A 19322-nucleotide genomic window follows, 5' to 3' on the forward strand; every position below is an offset into this window, starting at 1 on the left:
AACCTCACTTCTTGGGGATGAAGGGGAACATGTCGACGTCGAAGTGGTGAATGACGGTCGTGCGCGTGATCCACAGGATGGCCGCGACGATCACCAGTCCGACGAATGCGAACAACAGCAGACCAAGAAACCTCAGGGCGGGGTTCGGTGCCCGCTTCGCGCCGTCGACGTCGACGTCACCGGCTCCGGCCGAATGGAAGACCAGGCCGACCGCGAACAGCGCGGGCAGACCGGCACCCAGGATCAGACCCACCACGAGCACCCGGAAGATGCTGTCCACGTAATGCATCAGAGCGTCCCTGCCTTGGTCTCGTCACCGGACACCGGTGTCACGGTGAGGTCTGTCGCAACGCCCCGCAGATCTGCGGGCACCACCGAGTTGGTGGTGGTGTCCCAGTCGGCGTTGACGTTGGTGTGGTCGACCTTCTGCTGCTGGGCCCGCCGCCACATGTAGTAGGACAGACCGACCAGGACGCTGAAGATCACCAGATCGCCGACCAGCGGCGACGTGATGCCCGCGATGCCGTGGGAGACCCAGAAGGTGACCGCGCCGACCAGGCCCGCAGCGGGCAGCGTCACCAGCCACGCGACGGCCATCCGGCCGGCAACCGCCCACCGCACCTCGGCGCCCGGCTTGCCGACGCCCGATCCCAGGATCGAACCGGTGGCGACATGCGTGGTCGACAGCGCCATGCCCGCGGCACTGGAACTGAGAATGATGGCCGCGGACGAGGCCTCCGCGGCAAGCCCCTGCGGGGACTCGATCTCGACCAGGCCCTTGCCGAGCGTCCGGATGACGCGCCACCCGCCGAGGTAGGTGCCCAAACCGATGGCCAGCGCACAGCTGGCGATCACCCAGAACGGCAGGCCGTCCTCCTTGACGTTGCCGGTCAGGTGGCCGGTGGTGATCAGCGCGAGCGCGATGACGCCCATGGTCTTCTGGGCGTCGTTGGTGCCGTGCGACAGCGCGACCAGGGAGGCCGTCGCGATCTGTCCCCAGCGGAAGCCCCGCTCACGCTGGCGCTTGGCGACCCTGCGGGTGATGCGATAGACCAGCCACGTGCCGCAGGCAGCGACGATGCCGGCGATCAGCGGTGCCGCGAGCGCGGGGATGAGCACCTTCTGCGTCACACCGGACCAGTTCACCCCGGCCAGGCCGATCGCGGCGAGGCCGGCGCCGATCAGACCGCCGAAGAGCGCGTGCGACGAACTCGACGGGATGCCGAACAGCCACGTCAGCAGGTTCCACAGAATGCCGCCGATCAAACCGGCGAAGATGATGGTCAGACCCATCGACGCGTCGATGCTGGGCAGAAGTGAGCCGGTCTTGCCGTCTTGAATCTTGAGCACCGACGTCGTGACCGTGACGGCGACCTCGACCGAAAGGAATGCGCCGACGAGGTTGAGCACCCCCGCGAGCAGCACCGCGGTCTTGGGCTTGAGCGCCCGGGTCGCGATCGACGTCGCCATGGCGTTTCCGGTGTCGTGGAAGCCGTTGGTGAAGTCGAAAGCCAGGGCTGTTGTGACCAACAGCACCAAGATGATCAGCTCGGCGCTCATGGTGCTCATTCTGGGGCCACACCGACCGATTTACCTAGCCGCGCCACGCCCCAGAACACCGAGCGAACTGGCACTTTGCCTGAGTGGTGACTGTGTTCATCTACTGTTCATCTTCTGTCTGGGACCCGTTGGCGGCAGCGGCTGCTCGCTGGCGGACGCGGGGGTGCTGCAGCACACTAGGATTCTGGTCGAGCCACGACTTATCAGGAGCCGACGCCGTGAATCGTTTTCTCAGCTCGATCGTCTCCTGGCTGCGCGCGGGGTACCCCGAGGGCGTGCCCCAGAATGACTACCTGCCGTTGCTGGCGCTGCTGTCGCGCCGGCTGACCACCGACGAAGTCAAGATCGTGGCGGGCGAGCTCACGAGTCGGCCCGAGTTCGACGACATCGACATCGGCGCGGCCATCATGCGGATCACCGACGAACTCCCCTCCCCCACCGATGTCGAACGCGTTCGCGAGCGCCTCGCCGCCAAGGGGTGGCCGCTCGACGATCCCCGAGACGGGGAGGTCGGCGAATAGCCCCGCTGCGCGCACTGGTCGTCCCCCCAGGCCCGTCGGCGTCACCGATGATGGCCGCACTCGACGTCGTACTCGACGGCACCGCGAGCGCGGTGCTGCCGATACCTGCTGGCGATCTGCGCCAAAGTGACCTTCTCACAACGTCTTTGCGAGTCGGTGAGGAGATCGACGACGACGTCGCGCTGGTGGTGTCCACGTCGGGGACCACCGGAACCCCGAAAGGGGCGATGCTGACCGCGGCCGCCCTGGTCGCGAGCGCATCGGCGACGCATGACCGCCTCGGCGGCCCGGGCACCTGGCTGTTGGCGCTCCCGGCCCACCACATCGCGGGGATTCAGGTGCTGATCCGCAGCGTGACGGCGGGCACCGTGCCCGTCGAGCTCGATGTGTCCGCCGGGTTCGACGTGACGGCACTGCCGGCCGCGGTCGCCGCGATGGGTTCGGGTCGCCGATACGCCTCGCTGGTGGCCACACAACTGGCCAAGACGCTGACCTATCCGGCCGCCACCGAGGCGCTCGCGGAACTCGACGCCGTGCTGCTCGGCGGTGGCCCGGCACCCCTGCCGGTGCTGCAGGGCGCCGCAGCCGCGGGCATCACGGTGGTGCGCACCTACGGCATGAGTGAGACCGCGGGCGGATGCGTGTACGACGGCGTCCCCCTCGACGGCGTCGAGGTACGCCTGGATGATTCGCGGATCGAGCTCGGCGGCGTCACCCTGGCCAAGGGCTACCGCAATCCGCAGGACCCCGACCCCTTCGCCGAGCCGGGCTGGTTCCGCACCGATGATGTTGGTGCGCTGGATGATTCAGGGGTTCTGCAGGTGCTGGGCCGAAGCGACGACGCGATCAGCACCGGCGGGTTGACGGTGCTGCCGCAACCCGTGGAGGCTGTCCTCGCGACCCACCCCGCGATCGCCGAGTGCGCGGTCTTCGGCGTGCCCGACGACCGACTCGGACAACGCGTCGTCGCGGCCATCGCCCTGACGCAGGGCGCCGTCGCGCCGACGGTCACCGAACTGGCCGCGCACGTCGGCCTGGCGTTGGACCGGACCGCCGCTCCGCGCGAGGTCCACATCGTCGACGAACTCCCCCGTCGAGGCATCGGCAAGGTCGACCGCCGCGCGCTGGCGCAGCGGTTCGGCTGACGGAGCCGCCGAACCCCGCCGGAACGCGGGCATGATGGGCGGCATGCGTCGCGAGATCCACACCGTTGAAGAACTGCGCGCCATCGTCGGTCATCCGAACGAGGTCGTGGCCAACAAGGTGCGCGACAGGCTGTCCCCCATTCACCGTGACTGGCTCGCGCACTCCCCGCTCGGGTTCGTGGCCACGACCGACGCGGAGGGGCGACTCGATGTGTCACCCAAAGGGGACCCCGCCGGTTTCGTGCACGTCCTCGACGACACCACGATCGCCATTCCCGAACGCCCGGGCAACAGGCGCGTCGACGGCCACCTCAACGTGCTGCAGCGCCCACACGTCGGAACCATCTTCCTGATCCCGGGCCGCGGTGACACGCTGCGGATCAACGGGCGCGCGACCATCGTGGCCGACGCCGACTACTTCGACGCCATGACGGTGCAGGACAAGCGCCCACTTCTGGCCCTCGAGATCACCGTCGAAGAGGTGTTCTTCCACTGCGCCAAGGCATTTCTGCGTGCCGACGCCTGGCGTCCCGAGTCGTGGAACCCCGCCGCGCTGCCCAGCGTCGCGCAGATGGCCCACGCCCTGCGGATGGGGGTGAGCCTCGCCGAACTGAAGCGCCACTACGACGAGGACAACATGCGCACCATGCTCTATTGACCGGCACCTGAACACATCCCCGGGATTCGGCGTGGCCCGCCGCCGAGGGACATCACCGTGACCGCGCATCTCGCGGCCCGATCCCGGCAGCGGCGCCGCGCCCGGCCACGCTGCGTTACGGTGAGTGCCGTGAGACGAGGGCACCGGCCGCTGGCAGCAATGATCGCGTGCGGTCTGGGCCTCACCGCGGCGGCACCGGCGTCGGCCGAACCCACCGTCGAACCCACCCCCGAACCCTCGGTCGAACCGGCAGATCCCGCCCCCGCGCCGAATGCGACGTGGCACGGCCCGCTGGCCCAGAGCGACGCCCCCATGGGCCCCGCGGGCCTGCCGCCCGGGACGTCCGGCACAGAGATGGTGCTGGGTCAGGCGCAGGCGCCGAGCGCACCGGGCGCCGATCCCGGTGTGCCGCCGCCGCTGAACGCCTGGAACAACGCGTATCTGCTGCCGCAGCACACCGAGCCTGCCGCCCCGGGCGAGGGCACCGTCGTCGGGGTTGCCCCAGGCGCCGAGAACGCCAATGCGAGCCAATGGGACTACCTGCGACGGCTGTACGGGATGCATCGGGACGGCGGGTTGACGGGCGCGCTGCTGGGACAGGCGCCTGCCGAGGAACGCCCCGAACTGGCCCCCGGCTCAGAAGGCTGATCAGAAGGCTGACATCAGCACGACGTAGACGACGGTGCCTGCCAGGATGCTGAGCAGCGCGTGCCCACGCCACAGGTGCAGACCCGCGGTGACGAAGACCGCGATCGCCAGCCATGCGAGATGGACTCCGCCGGAGACCACGCCCGGCCGCAGCGTGTAGATCATCAGCATCACCATGACGCCGACCGGCATGTGCACGCTCAGGTACTTCACCACGGCGCTGTGCCTCATGGGCGCCAACACGGCGAACGGCACGGCGCGCAACGCCCAGGTGACCGCCGCGGCCACCAGCACCAGGACCGCGATGTGCGCGTTGTCAGGCATCGCGCCCGCGACCCACAGCAAACCGCACGACCAGCACCGCGGTGAACGCCGCGAACGCGCACACCAGAAGCTGCCCCGGCGCCACGATCCACGCCACCACCGCGCACAGGGCGGCCGAGACCGCGGTGAGACGGTCGGGGCGCTGCCGGTAGGCGTCGATGGCCAACACGATGAACAGCGCGGTGAGCGCGAAGTCCAGCCCCTGCAGACGCTCGATCGGCAGGGCCTCGCCCACCGCACCGCCGATCCCGGCACCCGTGACCCACAGCAGTTGGAGCAGAACCTGCATCGTCAGGATCGGACGCGTGGTCCACGACGAGGCCTCAGGACTGACGCCGACGGCGTAGGCCTCGTCCGACAGCGTGTAGGTGCTGTAGAGCCGGCCCGCGACACTGCGCACCCTGTGCAGCGGGAACGACAGCGCATAGAACACGTGGCGTGAGTTGACGATGAACGTCGTCAACGCCACGGTGGCCACTGGAGCTCCCGTCGCGGCCAGGCCCACCATCAGGAACTCCAGCGAACCGGCGTAGATGACGGCCGCGAAAACCGGCGCCCACCACCACTGCAATCCCGCGTGCACCACGAGAAACCCGAGCGCCATCCCCAGCGGAATGAATGCCAGGCCGATGGGCGCCGTGACCTCCGCGACCCGTCGCACATCGTGCGCGGACTGGTCCTCGGACATGGTTCCACTGTGTAACACTGCGGCAGCCAGCAACCCAAACCGCGCCTCGGCGCAGGTGATGGGGGTTTCGACCGAGTCAAATCGGGCTACCGTTTGTGTGTGGGGGCACATGTGCTGATCGCCGACGACGACCTTGTCCTGCGGGACATGGTCCGTCGGTACCTGGAGCGCGACGGCATGGAGGTCGCGGTGGCCGCGGACGGTCATGAGGCACTGCGACTGCTGGGCAGTGAACACATCGACGTCGCGGTGCTGGACGTGATGATGCCGGGCCCCAACGGCATCACGCTGTGCCGGGGTCTGCGGCAGGCCGGTGACTACACCGTGCCGGTGATCCTGCTGACCGCGCTCGGCGAGGAGGACGACCGGATCGCCGGTCTGGAGGCCGGCGCCGACGACTATCTGACCAAACCGTTCAGCCCGCGCGAGTTGGCGTTGCGGGTGCGTTCGGTGCTGCGCAGGGCCAGCACCCCGCCGACCACACATCCCGGTGACATCAGGCTCGGCAACATGACGGTGTCGGCCGCGGCCCGCACGGTCACTGTCGACGGCAGGCCGATCGGCCTGACCAACCGCGAGTTCGACCTTCTCCTGTTCTTCCTGACCCACAGCGGCACGGTCTTCACCCGCGAGGAACTGCTCAGCCAGGTGTGGCGCTGGGACTACGGCGACCTGTCGACCGTGACCGTGCACGTCAAGCGTCTGCGGTCGAAACTCGGAGAGCATCACCGCATCCAGACGGTGTGGGGGCGCGGCTATCTGTGGCAGCGTGATCCCGCACCGGAGAGCGTCCCCGGTGACCAGTGATCTGATCAAGATCATTGGGATCGTTTTGGCGTGCTCGGTTCCGGTGGTGTTGGCCGGGGCGGTCACCATCCGGTTTGCGAGGTCACTGTCGCTGGCCGCGAGCATGGTGGTGCTCGTGCTCATCCCGCTGGTCGCGACGTTCACGGGCGTGCTGGGCGCCAACGCCATCATGATGAAGTCCTCTTTCGGCCGCATCATCGAGCCGACGACCTCGGTGGTGCTTCTGGTGGTGTCCGTGGTGACCATCCCCGCAGCCGTCATGCTGGGCCGGTACCAGGCCCGGCGCACGGTCTGGGAGCAGGAGATCCTGGACGCCGAACGGGCCGCCGAGAAGTCTCGGCGCCGGCTTGTGGCGTTTGTGAGCCATGACCTGCGCACACCGCTGGCCGGCATCCGCGCGGTCTCCGAGGCCATTGCCGACGGTGTGGTCACCGACGACGACATCCGCAGCCACGCCAGACACATCGAGTTGGAGTCGATCCGGCTCTCGGAGATGGTGGAGGACCTCTTCGAAATGTCGAAGATCAACGCGGGCGCGGTCACCACCCGCTTCGACACCGTCGCACTCGACGAGGTCATCGACGACGTCGTGGCCGCACACCGCATCGTGGCCGGGCGCGCGAGGGTGACGTTGCGGGCGCACCTGCCCGCCAAACCGATCCGCGTGATCGGCAGCCATCGAGCCCTGACCCGGGTGTTGTCCAATCTGGTGGCCAACGCGATCGCGCACACCCCCGACGGCGGCTCGGTGACGTTGTCGCTGGGCCGTGACGGTGACGTGTGGGTACGGGTCGACGACACCGGGGTCGGCATCGACGAAGCCGACCTGGCGCGCGTCTTCGACGTCGCCTACCGCGGCTCCAACGACCGGGTGCCGCGGTCGGATTCGTCCCTGCCCAGCGGCTCGGGGCTCGGCCTGGCCATTGCGGCGGGCCTGGTGGCGGCCTACGGCGGCACGCTCACCGCACACAACACCGACGTCGGCGCGCGGTTCGAGGTCCGGCTGCCGCGCGCCGACTGAGCCGATCAGTCCTCGAGCGAACCGGACAACCGCTCGGCGGCGCTCACGTAGTCCTCGATGAACTCCAGCACGACCTCACGGGCCGGCTTGACCTTGTTCATCAGGCCGACGCCCTGGCCGACGAAGTAGGTGGCCAGCGCCTGCGCGCCCTCGTGGCCGGTGGCGGCCAGCTTGTCGATGCGGCGCAGCTGGGGTTCGACGAGCATGTTCTGCAGGGGCAACGGCAGCGTCGGATGCCCGCCGGGCGTGGGGGCCCACGCCTTGGTCCAGTCCGAGACCAATTGGCGCGCAGGCTTTCCGGTGCGCCCGGTCGACCGGATGGTGTCACGGGAGGTCGCCGCCAGCATCTTCTGCACCGTGGCCGGCGCGGTCTCCGCCTCCTCGGTGGTCAGCCACACCGAGCCGGTCCACGCACCCGCGGCGCCCATCGCGACGCAGGCCGCCATCTGCTTGCCGGTGACGATGCCGCCCGCGGCCAGCACCGGCACGTCGCTGCCGACGCTCGCCAGGGCGTCCAGCACCTCGGGCACCAGCACCAGGGTGGACACCTCACCGCAGTGCCCACCGGCTTCGGTGCCCTGCGCGATGATCAGGTCCACACCGGCCTTGACCTGCTTGAGCGCGTGCTCCTTGGCACCCACCAGCGCGGCCACCGGCACACCCGAGGAGCGCCCGGCCTCGATCATGTAGTCCGGCGGCACGCCCAGGGCGTTGGCCATGAGCTTGATGGGATGGCGCAGCGCGACCTCGAGCAGCTGCTCACCGGTGTCACCGGACAGGCCGCTGCCTCCGAGGCGCGCCTTCTTCTCCTCAACCGGGATGTCATGCCTCGACAGCAGTTCGGTGACGAACTCCCGATACTCGCCGGGGATGCGGTCGGCCAGCTGCGCACCCGACACGTTCTCGCCCTTGCCCTCGAACTTCGCGGGCACGATGATGTCGACGCCGTAGGGCTTTCCCTTGACCTCGGAGTCGATCCAGGCCAGTTCCTGCTCAAGCTGGTCGGGGCTGTACGCGGTGCCGCCGAGCACACCGAAGCCGCCCGCATTCGTGACCGCGGCGACGACGTCGCGGCAGTGGCTGAAGGCGAACAGGGGGAACTCGATGCCGAATTGATCGCAGATCGGAGTCTTCACCCGGTCAGTATGACTTGACGGGTGTCAAAAGCTCAATGGGGGTGTCACCGCAGATCACGGCAGCTCGAACGGCAGCGTCACGCCGTCGTGTGCCCGGCAGTGCGCACAGGTGTCCTCGTCGGTGACCTGATCGAGCGCCTCGTGCACGAGCTTCTTGAACGGCACCAGGTTGCGTTCGAACTCGGCGAACACGTCGACCGCCTTGACACCCGCGCCCGCCTCCACCCCGGCATCCAGGTCGGTCACCAAAGCGATTGCTGAATAGCACATTTCGAGCTCCCGGGCCAGAACAGCCTCGGGGTGCCCCGTCATGTTGATCAGCGTGAAACCCTGCCGCGCATACCACTGACTCTCGGCCCGCGTGGAGAACCGCGGACCCTCGATCACGACCATGGTGCCCCCGTCGACGACACCGGGAAGTCCGGTGGCCGCGGCCCGCAGCCCCGGGCAGTACGGGTCGGCGAAGCTGACATGGATGCCGCCCGCGTCGAAGTACGTGGCGGGCCGCCCGCTCGTGCGGTCGACGAGCTGATCAGGGACGACGATCGCTCCGGGGCCGAGATCCGGGGTGAGGCTTCCGACCGCACACGGGCCGAACACGCGACGCACGCCCAGTGCCCGCAGCGCCCACATGTTCGCCCGGTACGGCACGGTGTGCGGGGAGAACTCGTGATTGATGCCGTGACGGGGCAGAAACGCCACCTCGTGACCGCCGACGGTGCCCACCGTCACCGCCGCACTGGGGGCGCCGTAGGGCGTGTCCAGGCCGATGCTTCGCGCCTCCGGGCCGAAGAACGAGTAGAAGCCACTGCCGCCGATCACTCCAAGCATCCGACCATTGTGGGGCCGCTGCGCGATCCTGCCGAATCCGGGCGGTGGTTCGAATGGGACGATCGAGCCATGGCCACCGTCGCACAGTGGATTGAAGGCGCCCGACCCCGGACACTGCCGAACGCGGTGGCCCCGGTGCTGGCCGGGACCGGTGCGGCCGCCTGGCTCGGTTCGGCGGTGTGGTGGAAGGCCGTGTTGGCGATGGTGCTGTCGCTGGCGCTGATCGTCGGCGTCAACTACGCCAACGACTACTCCGACGGCATCCGTGGAACCGACGACGAACGCGCGGGACCACTGCGCCTGGTCGGCTCGCGCGTGGCCTCACCGCGGGCCGTGCTGACCGCGGCGATCGTGAGCCTGGCGATCGGGGCGGTGGCCGGCCTGGTGCTGGCCCTGATGAGCAGTCCGTGGCTGATCGCCGTCGGCGTGGTCTGCATCGCCGGGGCGTGGCTCTACACCGGCGGCTCAAAGCCCTACGGGTATTCGGGTTTCGGGGAGATCGCGGTCTTCGTGTTCTTCGGCCTGGTTGCGGTGCTGGGCACGCAGTACACGCAGGCCCTGCGGATCGACTGGGTGGGCGCGGTCTCGGCCGTGGCGGTCGGCGCGCTGTCGTCGGCCGTGCTCGTGGCGAACAATCTGCGCGACATCCCCACCGATACGACGTCGGGCAAGATCACGCTCGCGGTCCGGTTGGGCGACCGGCGCACGCGGGGCCTGTACGTGGCGCTGGTGGCGGCGGCGGGCGTGGCGACACTGCTGTTGGCGTTCGCGTCGCCGTGGTGCCTGACGGGCCTGCTGGCCGCACCACTGGCGGCACGGGCGGCGCGCCCCGTGGTCACCGGGGCGCTGGGACCCGCGCTGATTCCGGTGCTGCGGGACACGGGGCTGACGATGCTGGTGTGGGCCGTCGCGGTGACGCTGGCGCTGATGTTCGGCTGAGCCGGCCGGCACGAGTCCTCTAGGCCGCCTGGTCGAGAAGCGCCGCGACCGCCGCGCGCAACTGTGCGGGCTGGACGTACTCGGTGATCAGCCCGACCGTCGCGTGGTCGCCACCCCGCAGCAGGGCGAGCACCACATGCTCGGCACGGATCTGCCTGCCCCGGTGGGCCAGCGCTTCCCGCAGTGCGATCTCGAGCACCTTCTTGGCGTCGCGACTCAGGGACAGGCGTCCACGGCGGCGGCGGCGACGCCCGGAGCGCTGCAACGCGTCCTCGAAGGCATCGGGACCGAAGGACGCGTTGACGGCGTCACGCACGGCGTGCAGGTCGATGCCGATGGCACGCAGGGCCGCGGCGTCGTCGTCGAACCCGTCGTCGTCTGCCGACGTCAACCTCCCCCGCACGCCGTCGGCCGTGAGCCCGACGTCGTCCAGCACCGCCCGCAACCCGTCGTCGGCGCTCTGCAGCACCCCGAGCAGCAGATGCTCGGGGCCGATGTCGCGGGCGTTGAGGTCGCGGGCCTCCTCCTGGGCCAGCAGCACCGCCACCCGGGCGTCGCGCGTGAACCTTTCGAACATGTCCGCTCACCGCCTCCGGTTGTACTTCTGATGCACGGCCTGGCGGCTGACACCGAGCGCGTCGGCGATCGCCTGCCAACTCCATCCCTGTTCACGGGCGTTGGAGACGTGTAGGGCCTCGAGGCGTTCCTGCAGACGCTGCAGGGCCCCGACCGCACGCAGACCGACCGCGGGGTCGATGTCCCCCAGGCGGTCCCCCAGACGGTCACCCAGCCGATCCCCGAGGTCGTCGACACCGGGGATGTCGGGCAGTGGTTCAGCCATGGTTGTCAACATAACTTGACGTGGTACCTGTGTCAATGAACATTGACACTCCGCGGCGAGTCCGCGTCATGAGGGTGCGTACAGGTCATTCACAGCGTCCGCACATCTTGGTTGTCGATGATGCTCTCCGGACAGCGCCGATGACCGGGCGATGAACAGCAGGGAAAGGATGTGTCACCGCGTGGGCGTGCTCGACCGGTTCCCCAGGAGCCCACGCGAACGGCCCCGGCGCCCCGAGGACGCACCGACGAAACCGATGGGTTACCAGCAGACCGCCAGTCGCCTGCACGCGTTCAACCGGTACGAGATCAAGTACCTGCTCGACGAGTTCAAGGTGCCGGAGCTGCGGGCGGCCGTGGCCGAGCGCATGGACTCCGATTCGTTCTCGCCCGTCGGTGGATACCCCGTGAGCTCGCTCTACTACGACACGGCCGATCTGCGGTTCTACTGGGAGAAGATCGAGGGGCTGAGGTTTCGCCGGAAACTGCGCATGCGGTTGTACGGCGATCCCGCTGAATGCACCGATGAGACGAGCGTGCAGGTCGAGATCAAGCAGCGGGTCAACCGGGTCACGCAGAAACGCCGGCTGGCGCTGCCGTACGGGACGGCCCGCCGTTGGCTCGACCACCGCGAACCGCCCGAGTGCCGGGGCACTGAGCGCGCCTTCGTCGACGAGGTGAGCACGCTGATCGGCAACCTCGACCTGCGCCCCATCGTCACGACGGGCTATCTGCGCGAGGCGTACGTGGGACGCGACGCCGACGTGGGCCTGCGCGTCACGATCGACCACCGCGTGCACGGCCGCGACCGCGACTTCCACTTCGCCTCCGGCGCGCCGAACCGGTTCATCATCCCGCCGCGACTGGCGATCGTGGAGATCAAGGCCAACGAGCGGGTGCCCTACTGGGTCACCGACCTGGCGGCCCGCATCGACATGTCCGTGGTGCGGATCTCGAAATACTGCCAGTCGGTGCAGGCCTTCGAACTGGCCCCGCGATCGCGCGACGGCGCATTCGCGCTCATCGAACCGATCGACGAAACCCCCTCCGCATCACACTGATTCACCGTTCAACTGAAAGACCACCGTGACCATCAATCTGCAGGACCTGTCCGGCACCTTCACCGTCTTCGACGTGATCGCGTCCCTGGCACTGTCATTCGTACTGGCCTCCATCATCGGCTGGGTCTACCGCTACACCCACAAGAACGTCTCCTACAGCCAGTCCTATGTACAGACCCTGGTCATGGTGTGCATGGTGATCTCGGTCATCATGCTGGTGGTGGGGTCCAACATCGCCCGCGCCTTCGCACTGGTCGGTGCACTGTCGGTGATCCGATTCCGCAACGCCATCAAGGAGACCCGCGACGTCGGGTTCGTCTTCCTGGCCATGGCCATCGGCATGACCACCGGCACCCGGTTCTACGTCCTGGCCGTCGCCGCCACCGTGGTGATCTGCCTGGTGCTGATCATCATGTACCGATTCAACTGGTTCAAACTCGACGTGCAGCGCCAGGTGGTCAAAGTGCAGGTGCCGCCGGAACCCGAGTACACCGCGCGCGTCGAGGACGTGCTGATCGACTTCTGCAGCGAGTTCGAGTTGGTGTCAACGGAATCCGCACGATCCGGCGCACTCACTGAGTTGTACTACACCGCCCAGCTGAAGAAGGGCCGCAAGCCCGGCGATCTGATCCCGGCCCTGAGTGCCGTCAACTCCGGCCAGCGCGTGACCGTCCTGACCGGATACGACCAGACCGACATCTGATGACGGGCCCGCAGACCGCCGCGCCCCCACCGCGGCGGCTGGCACACCGCGTCCCCGTGCGGTTGCGCCAGCACTGGAGACTGCTCGCCGCCCTTGTGACGGTCTCCGTCGCACTGGCAGTCGTGTTCGGCAACACCATGATTCGGCCCTACATCACCGGTGACATCACCGTGATGACCTCCGAGATCACCGACAACATCACCGGAACCGTCGACCTGTTCGATCCCGACGTGGAGCACACCCTGGTCGTCGACATCACCCCCGCCGAGTACCGGACCATGCTCTCGGCGTACGAGAAGGACGGCGAGAAGAAATGGGTGACCGCCGACATCACGATCGACGGCACCGTGATCGCCGACGCCGCGGTGCGGCTGAAGGGCAACTCGACGCTCATGGGGTTGCGCGGCGACGGCCCGCCGGGTGCGCCGGGCAAGGGCGGTGAGCCCGAACCCGGCGGATCGAGCGCTCACAAGCCGGATGCACCGGGCACGCCGGGTGGTCCGGATGGGGTCGACCCGATGGCCATGTTCGTCGGCGCCGACCCCGACGACCCCACGTCGCTGCCGCTGCTGATCAGCTTCGCCGAGAACGCCGCAGGCCGTGGGTATCAGGGCATGACCGAGCTGTCGGTGCGTCCCGGCTCCCCCGTGCTCAACGAGGCGCTGGCGCTGTCGCTGACCGCGGCCACCGGTCAACCGACGCAGCGCTACACCTACGCGGCGTACACGATCAACGGGCAGACCAGCACGAGGCTGCTGCTGGAGCACCCCGACGAGGCGTACGCCGAGTCGCTGTTCGACTCCGACGGCTATCTGTACAAGGCTGACGCGGGTTCGTCGCTGGTGTTCAAGGGCACCGACCAGTCGTCGTACTCCGAGCAGTTCCAGCAGATCAACTCGGCTGAGCACGGCAACCTGGCGCCCGTCATCAACTTCCTGCAGTGGCTCGATCACGCCGACCAGCCGGAGTTCGACGCCCATCTGGCCGACTGGGTGGACGTCGACTCACTGGCCCGCTACCTGGCCACCCAGAACCTGCTCGTCAACGCCGACGACATGGGCGGCCCGGGCCAGAACTACTACCTCTGGTACGACCTGCGCACAGAGAGGCTGTCGGTGCTGTCCTGGGACCTCAACCTGGCGATGGTCGGCGACGCCGCGACGGGCCCGGACGACGAGGTGACGCTCCCGCCCCCGCCGCCCGGCCTGGACCTACCCGAACCGCCCGGTGGCTTCGAGGCGCTGTTCAAGGGCAATCCGCTCAAGAAGAGGTTCCTGGAGTCGAAGAAGTTCACGCCGATCCGCCACCACGCGTACTGGCAGCTGTTCGACCAGATGTACGCCGACGGTCGGGCCCAGCGTCTGCTGGACCGGATCGTCGAGACGATCCCGGTGACCGACGGACTGAGCCGCGAGGACCTGGACGCCTCGGCGCAGTCGCTGCGTGAGTGGATCGATCGGCGGGTGACCGCGCTGGAGGACCTGCGGGCACAGTGACGGCAGCGGTCAGCCCAGCGCGCCGGCCATCCGGGCGATCAGCAGCACCGCAGCGGCCACGAACAACAGGATGAAGACCGCTGCGGCGACCAACGCGACAACGGAGGTGGGACTGGCGCGATGCCGCACCGGGGGATCGGGGTTGGACGTCGCCGACAGCTGATCCGAGTCGGGTGGTGTGTCGCCGGGCTGGACATCGCCACCGGCGCCGAGACCCGCGGTCTGCGCGGGATCAGGATCCGGCGACGGAGGCTCTCGTTGATCGGTCATCCCGGTGTGTTCCACCGGGGACCGGATTCAAACCTATGGCTGCTCTGGGGTGTCCTCGTCGCCGCGAAGACGGGCCTGCAACTGCTCGCGGTCGCGGCGGCGACGCTCGTCGACGGCCGCGATACTCACGGTCGCCTTGCGGCGCAGCGGCGCGAACACCCACATCCCCAACGGCAGGGCCACGACGATGGCGAACAGCAGCGCCACGACCAACGGGACCTCGACGCCGAACAGCGACGCGCCGTAGAAGATCACCGCGGCCAGCGCCGCCACCAGAGCCAGCCGCGCCGCCAGGTACGCCAGGACGTCGAGCACCATTCCGCCGGTGGAGCGATCATCATCAGCCACGCCCTGAGCCTACCGACGCGCGTATATTCAGATGAAGGAGGTTTCCGTGCACTACCTGCTCCTCATCCTGTTGATCAGCGCCCTCGCCTACGGCGGGTGGCGAATGTTGCGTGCCCACCAGGCCAGACCGCAGACCAGGGTCATCGGTCCCGATGACGACCCCGAGTTCCTGTGGCGTCTGTCGCGCGGCGACAACAAGCCGCAGTGACCTAGCGTGACGGGCCCGGACCGAAGTCAGCCGGGAATCCGTCGGCGACCACCGCAGCCAGATCGAGCAGCGCCTCCCGCGTCGAGGGTTTGAGCCGGTCCAGGCTGATCTCGGCGCCCTCTTCCAGGTGCGGATCGAACGGCACCTGCCGCACCGCCCGGCAACGCCGCGAGAAGTGGTCGACGACCTTCTGCATGTCGACCTTGCCCGACCGGGGCCGCACCGCGTTGATCACGCAGACCGAACCCCGCACCAGCGCCTCGTGGCCGTGCGCGTCGAGCCAGTCGAGCGTCGCCGACGCACTGCGGGCACCGTCCACCGAACCCGAGCTCACCACGATGAGGGTGTCGGCCTGGGCCAGCACCGCCGACATCGCCGAGTGCATCAGGCCGGTCCCGCAGTCGGTGAGCACCAGGCTGTAGAACCGCTCCAGGACGTCAAGGGTCCGCGTGTAGTCCGGCGAGCTGAAGGCCTCCGAGACCGCCGGGTCGCTGTCCGAGGCCAGCACCTCCAGCCGGTTGGGGCCCTGTGAGGTGTAGCGGCGCACATCGCTGTAACGCTGCACCCGGTCGGCGTCGCGCAGCAGATCGCGCACGGTGGCCGGAGTCTGCAGGGCCACCTTCTGGCTCAGCGTGCCGCGGTCGGGGTTGGCGTCGACGGCGATCACCCGGTCGCCGCGGATCGAGGCGAACGTGGCCCCGAGCGTCGCGGTGATGGTGGTCTTGCCCACACCGCCCTTCAGGCTCAGCACGGCGATCTTGTAGCAGCCGCTCAACGGCCGGTTGACGTGCGCGACGAGATTGCGGTGATGCGTCTCCTTGGCGCTCTCCCCGAGGTTGATGAGCTTGCCCGAGGCCAGGTAGAGCGCACGCCGCCAGCCCCGGGCGGGGGCGGGTTTCACCGGGCGCAGCAGCGCGTGGGTGGACAGGTCCGGGTACGGCGACTGCGGCACCGCCGGCTGATACTGCGGGACCGGCGGAGTCTGCGGGCCGGAGAAAGGTGCGCCGGGGTGCTGACCGGCCGGTGGTGCCCCCGGTGCGGGCCCCGCCGGCGGGCCGTAGTGGGGTGCACCGAGGTGGTGGGGCGCGGCGACGGGGATCCCGGTCGCCGGCGTCGCGGTGTTCCAGTCGGGCTCGCTCGGATGCGCGGGAGCCGACGGCGCCGCGAAACGCTGCTCGGCGCGGAAGCCCGCACTGCGCTCGGGTTCGGGTGCCGAATGCCTGGCCCCGTCCTCGGCGGCACGCGATTCACCCTGCGTCAACCATGTTGGCGGATCGGTGTTCTCGGGGTCACGATGATGGTCTGCACTGGGCGTGGGCTGCTCAGTCACCTTCGCGCACTCCCCTTGTCCGACGACATTGGGTGCACACTATCGCAGGCGCCGCCGGGAGGTCGGGCGTCGTGCGCGCCCTCGGCGGGCCGTTGGCCCCTCCGCGGCCAATTATGTGCGGAATTGTCGCTGATTCGGCGAATTCACCTGCAATTTCGCACATTTTCCCGACGAGCTGGGGTGGGCCGGGCGCGGCAGCCCAGGCGGCTCTGCCTCAGCCGACGCCGGCGTAGGAGTGCAGGCCGACGGTCACGAGGTTGATGAAGAACAGGTTGAACACCATCGCCACGAAGCCCACGACGTTGATCCAGGCGGCCTTGCGGTCACGCCAGCCCGCGGTCGAACGCGCATGCAGGTAGGCGGCATAGACCACCCACGCGATGAACGACACGGTCTCCTTGGGGTCCCAGCCCCAGTAGCGGCCCCACGCCTCCTCGGCCCAGATGGCGCCGAAGATGACGCCGAAGCCGAACACCGGGAACGCGAAGATCGTGGTGCGGTATGCGATTCGGTCCAGGGTCTGCGCATCGGGCAGGCGCGAGACGATCCCGGGCAGGAAGCCCTCGGCGTCCGGAGCACCGAAGCGCGACATCTTGAGCAGGAACAGGATGCTGGCCACACCCGCCACCAGGAACACCCCGGAGCCCAGGCTGACCACCGAGACGTGGATCGGCAGCCAGTAGGACTGCAGCGCGGGCATGACGGGCGCGGCGTGGCTGTAGAGCCAGCGACCCGAGACGGTCAGCAGGATCAGCACCGGCACCAGGACGAACACCCACAGCGCGCGGTACTGCGGCTTGCGCAGCACGACGGCAGCCGCGAGCAGGCCGCACAGGCTCGTGAGGTTGATGAACTCGTACATGTTGCCCCAGGGCACGCGGCTGGTGGACAGCCCGCGCAGGACGATGCACGCCAGCAGCAGTGCGATGCCGAGGTAGGTCAGCGCCAGCCCGGCCCGGCCCACGCGTTCGTCCACCGAGCGGCTCTGCGCCGTCTGCACCACACCGGGGGTGGCGCTGTCGGCGGCGACGGTCGACCCCGCACCCGCCGCGACCAGCTCACGCTCGCTGACCCTGCGGCTGCGGCTGTAGGCCAGCTCCACCGCCAGCAGCAGCAGCGCGACGACGAGCACCACAATCGAGGACGTGAAGGCCCAGTCGGAGTAGCGCGCCAAGCCGAGGTCCACGTGCTCGGAGATCATCACACCTTCTCTCTTGCGGTCGCCGGATCGACCGCGGCATCCGGGGCAGGCGCGAGAAGTCGTTCGACGAGGCGCTCGAACTCATCGCCCCAGCCGGAGTTGTCGGTACGCGCCAGACCACCCAGTTCGACGTTCACGGTACCGGTGACATCGGCATTGTCCGTAATGGCGGTCGTGGCCGGGGAGAGCCGCACCCAGATCCGGCGTCGCCGCACGACCAGGGACACCAGCAGCCCGGCCATCATCGTGAGGGCGAACACCAGGACCCACACCTGGGCGGGATCGTGTGACACCTGCAGGTTCACAAACGGTGTCACACGCTCGAACCGGATCACGGTGCCGTCGTCGAGACGGACGTCCTGGCCGAGCCGCAGGTTGACCCGATCGACCTTGGTGAGCCGGCCCTGGTCGATCATCCGGAGATCGAGCGTGAACAGGGACTGCGGCCGCCCGGTGTCGAGACCGGTGTCGCCACGGTAGATGTCGACGGCCACGGCCGGGTTGTTCAGCGCCGGGAAGCTCGACGACAGCAGCGTGCCGTGGAGCTGTTCGGTCGGGGCCAGCAGGCCCTGGATCGCGATCTGGTTCTTGCGGCGTTCCCCCTCGTCGGGATACATGCCCGCGGGTGGATCGATGCGCATCACACCGGACGACAGCAGCGTCATCTGGTCGTCGGGGCGCCACTGGATGGTCTGCGAGCGGACCTGGCCGTCGGGGAACGTCACGGTGAACGTCGGCGCGTACCCGTGCCCCTGCAGGTACACGCGGTCACCGCCGACCCGCAGCGGACGGTTGACCTCGAGCTTGTAGGGCCGCCACTGACCCGTCACCAGGTCTTCGCCGACCTGGTAGTCGATGTTCGCGCCGAAGGACGTCGCCTGCCCGTTGTCCAGATAGTTGGCCTCGAAGTCGTTGACCCGGATGCACATGGGGTACAGCGACGTGCCGTCCACGGTGTTGCCGGCCCGGAACGAGTCGAATGCGGCCGGCGACGCCGAGCAGAAACCGGGGCCGCGGTCGGCGATCACGATGACGTTGCCCTCGTAGCCGAACATCTTGCCCGCCGCGACCGCGACCAGCAGTCCGAGCAGCGAGAAGTGGAACACCAGGTTGCCAAACTCGCGCAGGTAGCCCTTCTCCGCCGACAGCTCGGCCGTTCCGTCCTGCTCGCGGATGACTGTGCGCCACCCGCGCAGGCGCGACGCCATGCGCTCGGCCACGGCGCGAGGCGTGCCGGTCGCCGAACCCTCGGCGTGCTTGGGGAGGCGCCCCAGGTTGCGCGGGGTCGGGACCGGCGTGGCGCGCAGCGTGCGCACGTGCTCGATCATCCGCGGGGTCAGGCAGCCCACCAGCGAGACGAACAGCAGCACGTAGATGGCGGTGAACCAGAAACTTCCGAACACCTCGAAGAACTGGAAACGGTCCAGCCAGGGGCCGAGGGTCGGATGGTCGAGGAGGTACTCGTCGACCTTGCTCGCGTTCAGGCTGCGCTGCGGCAGCAGCGCGCCGGGCACCGCGGCCAACGCCACGAGGAACAGCAGCACCAGGGCGGTGCCCATCGATGTGAGGCCCCGCCAGGTGTTGCGG

General features: G+C 68.6%; 24 protein-coding genes. 11 read left to right on the forward strand and 13 right to left on the reverse strand.

Features of this window, described 5'->3' with window-relative positions; all coding sequences use genetic code 11:
* Positions 1-4: 4 nt before the first annotated feature.
* Entirely contained in the window at positions 5-289 is a 285-nt protein-coding gene (locus tag A5727_RS02700) for a hypothetical protein (protein WP_068244076.1), read from the reverse strand.
* On the reverse strand, positions 289-1560 hold the full coding sequence (locus A5727_RS02705) for an inorganic phosphate transporter (protein WP_068244079.1): 1272 nt from the start codon (positions 1558-1560) through the stop codon (positions 289-291). The genes A5727_RS02700 and A5727_RS02705 overlap by 1 nt, the downstream gene beginning before the upstream one ends.
* Positions 1561-1778: 218 nt before the next feature.
* Here A5727_RS02705 and A5727_RS02710 point away from each other — a divergent pair, with 218 nt between their 5' ends.
* From A5727_RS02710 to A5727_RS02725, 4 genes are all read left to right on the forward strand, one after another.
* Positions 1779-2081: a DUF3349 domain-containing protein gene (locus A5727_RS02710; protein WP_068244085.1), complete on the forward strand. Its 303-nt coding sequence runs from the start codon at positions 1779-1781 to the stop codon at positions 2079-2081.
* Positions 2082-2131: 50 nt separating this feature from the next.
* Positions 2132-3226: an o-succinylbenzoate--CoA ligase gene (gene menE, locus A5727_RS02715; protein ID WP_082949571.1), complete on the forward strand. Its 1095-nt coding sequence runs from the start codon at positions 2132-2134 to the stop codon at positions 3224-3226.
* Positions 3227-3269: 43 nt separating this feature from the next.
* Positions 3270-3884 (forward strand): pyridoxamine 5'-phosphate oxidase family protein, encoded by a 615-nt coding sequence (locus A5727_RS02720; protein ID WP_068244349.1) that lies wholly within the window; start codon positions 3270-3272, stop codon positions 3882-3884.
* A 129-nt stretch (positions 3885-4013) separates the two neighbouring features.
* Positions 4014-4532 (forward strand): hypothetical protein, encoded by a 519-nt coding sequence (locus A5727_RS02725; protein ID WP_231991931.1) that lies wholly within the window; start codon positions 4014-4016, stop codon positions 4530-4532.
* Here the strand turns inward: A5727_RS02725 and A5727_RS02730 are convergent, their stop codons facing one another.
* Complete coding sequence (locus A5727_RS02730) at positions 4533-4856, reverse strand: branched-chain amino acid transporter permease (RefSeq protein WP_068244352.1); 324 nt, start codon at positions 4854-4856, stop codon at positions 4533-4535.
* The gene (locus A5727_RS02735) at positions 4849-5544 is read right to left on the reverse strand and encodes an AzlC family ABC transporter permease (protein ID WP_068244092.1); all 696 of its coding nucleotides are present in this window, start codon (positions 5542-5544) and stop codon (positions 4849-4851) included. The genes A5727_RS02730 and A5727_RS02735 overlap by 8 nt, the downstream gene beginning before the upstream one ends.
* Positions 5545-5643: 99 nt before the next feature.
* On the opposite strand from A5727_RS02735, the gene A5727_RS02740 reads away from it, so the two are divergent.
* The gene (locus A5727_RS02740; protein ID WP_157521186.1) at positions 5644-6351 is read left to right on the forward strand and encodes a response regulator transcription factor; all 708 of its coding nucleotides are present in this window, start codon (positions 5644-5646) and stop codon (positions 6349-6351) included.
* Positions 6341-7372 (forward strand): sensor histidine kinase, encoded by a 1032-nt coding sequence (locus tag A5727_RS02745; protein ID WP_068244095.1) that lies wholly within the window; start codon positions 6341-6343, stop codon positions 7370-7372. The genes A5727_RS02740 and A5727_RS02745 overlap by 11 nt, the downstream gene beginning before the upstream one ends.
* A gap of 5 nt (positions 7373-7377) precedes the next feature.
* On the opposite strand, the gene A5727_RS02750 is transcribed toward A5727_RS02745, so the two are convergent.
* Both A5727_RS02750 and A5727_RS02755 read right to left on the reverse strand, forming a co-directional pair.
* Positions 7378-8508 (reverse strand): nitronate monooxygenase, encoded by a 1131-nt coding sequence (locus A5727_RS02750; protein WP_068244096.1) that lies wholly within the window; start codon positions 8506-8508, stop codon positions 7378-7380.
* A gap of 54 nt (positions 8509-8562) precedes the next feature.
* Positions 8563-9339: an S-methyl-5'-thioadenosine phosphorylase gene (locus A5727_RS02755; RefSeq protein ID WP_068244102.1), complete on the reverse strand. Its 777-nt coding sequence runs from the start codon at positions 9337-9339 to the stop codon at positions 8563-8565.
* 69 nt (positions 9340-9408) lie between these two features.
* Between A5727_RS02755 and A5727_RS02760 the strand changes: the two genes are divergently transcribed.
* The gene (locus tag A5727_RS02760) at positions 9409-10278 is read left to right on the forward strand and encodes a 1,4-dihydroxy-2-naphthoate polyprenyltransferase (protein WP_068244359.1); all 870 of its coding nucleotides are present in this window, start codon (positions 9409-9411) and stop codon (positions 10276-10278) included.
* Between the two features lie 19 nt (positions 10279-10297).
* Here A5727_RS02760 and A5727_RS02765 read toward each other — a convergent pair whose 3' ends face one another.
* Together A5727_RS02765 and A5727_RS02770 are read right to left on the reverse strand one after the other, a co-directional pair.
* A complete protein-coding gene (locus A5727_RS02765; RefSeq protein ID WP_068244104.1) occupies positions 10298-10855 on the reverse strand; it encodes a Clp protease N-terminal domain-containing protein in 558 nt (185 codons plus the stop codon).
* A gap of 6 nt (positions 10856-10861) precedes the next feature.
* Entirely contained in the window at positions 10862-11068 is a 207-nt protein-coding gene (locus tag A5727_RS02770) for a helix-turn-helix domain-containing protein (RefSeq protein WP_068244362.1), read from the reverse strand.
* Between the two features lie 232 nt (positions 11069-11300).
* Between A5727_RS02770 and A5727_RS02775 the strand changes: the two genes are divergently transcribed.
* Genes A5727_RS02775 through A5727_RS02785 form a run of 3 tightly spaced genes read left to right on the forward strand, consistent with a single transcriptional unit; the run spans position 11301 to position 14378 of the window.
* Complete coding sequence (locus tag A5727_RS02775) at positions 11301-12179, forward strand: polyphosphate polymerase domain-containing protein (protein ID WP_068244106.1); 879 nt, start codon at positions 11301-11303, stop codon at positions 12177-12179.
* 25 nt (positions 12180-12204) lie between these two features.
* Positions 12205-12882 carry a DUF4956 domain-containing protein gene (locus tag A5727_RS02780; RefSeq protein ID WP_068244109.1) on the forward strand — a complete coding sequence of 226 codons (678 nt, stop codon included), beginning with the start codon at positions 12205-12207 and terminating at the stop codon, positions 12880-12882.
* Positions 12882-14378, forward strand: coding sequence for a CotH kinase family protein (locus tag A5727_RS02785; RefSeq protein ID WP_068244112.1), 1497 nt, complete (start codon positions 12882-12884; stop codon positions 14376-14378). The genes A5727_RS02780 and A5727_RS02785 overlap by 1 nt, the downstream gene beginning before the upstream one ends.
* A 9-nt stretch (positions 14379-14387) precedes the next feature.
* On the opposite strand, the gene A5727_RS02790 is transcribed toward A5727_RS02785, so the two are convergent.
* Together A5727_RS02790 and A5727_RS02795 are read right to left on the reverse strand one after the other, a co-directional pair.
* The gene (locus tag A5727_RS02790; protein ID WP_068244365.1) at positions 14388-14648 is read right to left on the reverse strand and encodes a DUF6480 family protein; all 261 of its coding nucleotides are present in this window, start codon (positions 14646-14648) and stop codon (positions 14388-14390) included.
* Positions 14649-14681: 33 nt separating this feature from the next.
* Positions 14682-14966, reverse strand: a complete 285-nt coding sequence (locus tag A5727_RS02795) for a DUF4229 domain-containing protein (RefSeq protein WP_197507571.1) — start codon at positions 14964-14966, stop codon at positions 14682-14684.
* Positions 14967-15027: 61 nt separating this feature from the next.
* Between A5727_RS02795 and A5727_RS27770 the strand changes: the two genes are divergently transcribed.
* Positions 15028-15204, forward strand: a complete 177-nt coding sequence (locus A5727_RS27770; protein WP_502687647.1) for a hypothetical protein — start codon at positions 15028-15030, stop codon at positions 15202-15204.
* Position 15205: 1 nt separating this feature from the next.
* On the opposite strand, the gene A5727_RS02800 is transcribed toward A5727_RS27770, so the two are convergent.
* The 3 genes from A5727_RS02800 to resB all read right to left on the reverse strand — a co-directional run bounded on the left by A5727_RS02800 (position 15206) and on the right by resB (position 19294).
* The gene (locus tag A5727_RS02800) at positions 15206-16534 is read right to left on the reverse strand and encodes a MinD/ParA family ATP-binding protein (RefSeq protein WP_157521187.1); all 1329 of its coding nucleotides are present in this window, start codon (positions 16532-16534) and stop codon (positions 15206-15208) included.
* A gap of 214 nt (positions 16535-16748) precedes the next feature.
* Entirely contained in the window at positions 16749-17735 is a 987-nt protein-coding gene (ccsB, locus tag A5727_RS02805; RefSeq protein WP_068244368.1) for a c-type cytochrome biogenesis protein CcsB, read from the reverse strand.
* A complete protein-coding gene (resB, locus tag A5727_RS02810; RefSeq protein ID WP_082949572.1) occupies positions 17735-19294 on the reverse strand; it encodes a cytochrome c biogenesis protein ResB in 1560 nt (519 codons plus the stop codon). The genes ccsB and resB overlap by 1 nt, the downstream gene beginning before the upstream one ends.
* Positions 19295-19322: the final 28 nt, after the last annotated feature.

The sequence above is a fragment of the Mycobacterium sp. ACS4331 genome (genome assembly GCF_001667265.1).
Taxonomy (GTDB): domain Bacteria; phylum Actinomycetota; class Actinomycetes; order Mycobacteriales; family Mycobacteriaceae; genus Mycobacterium.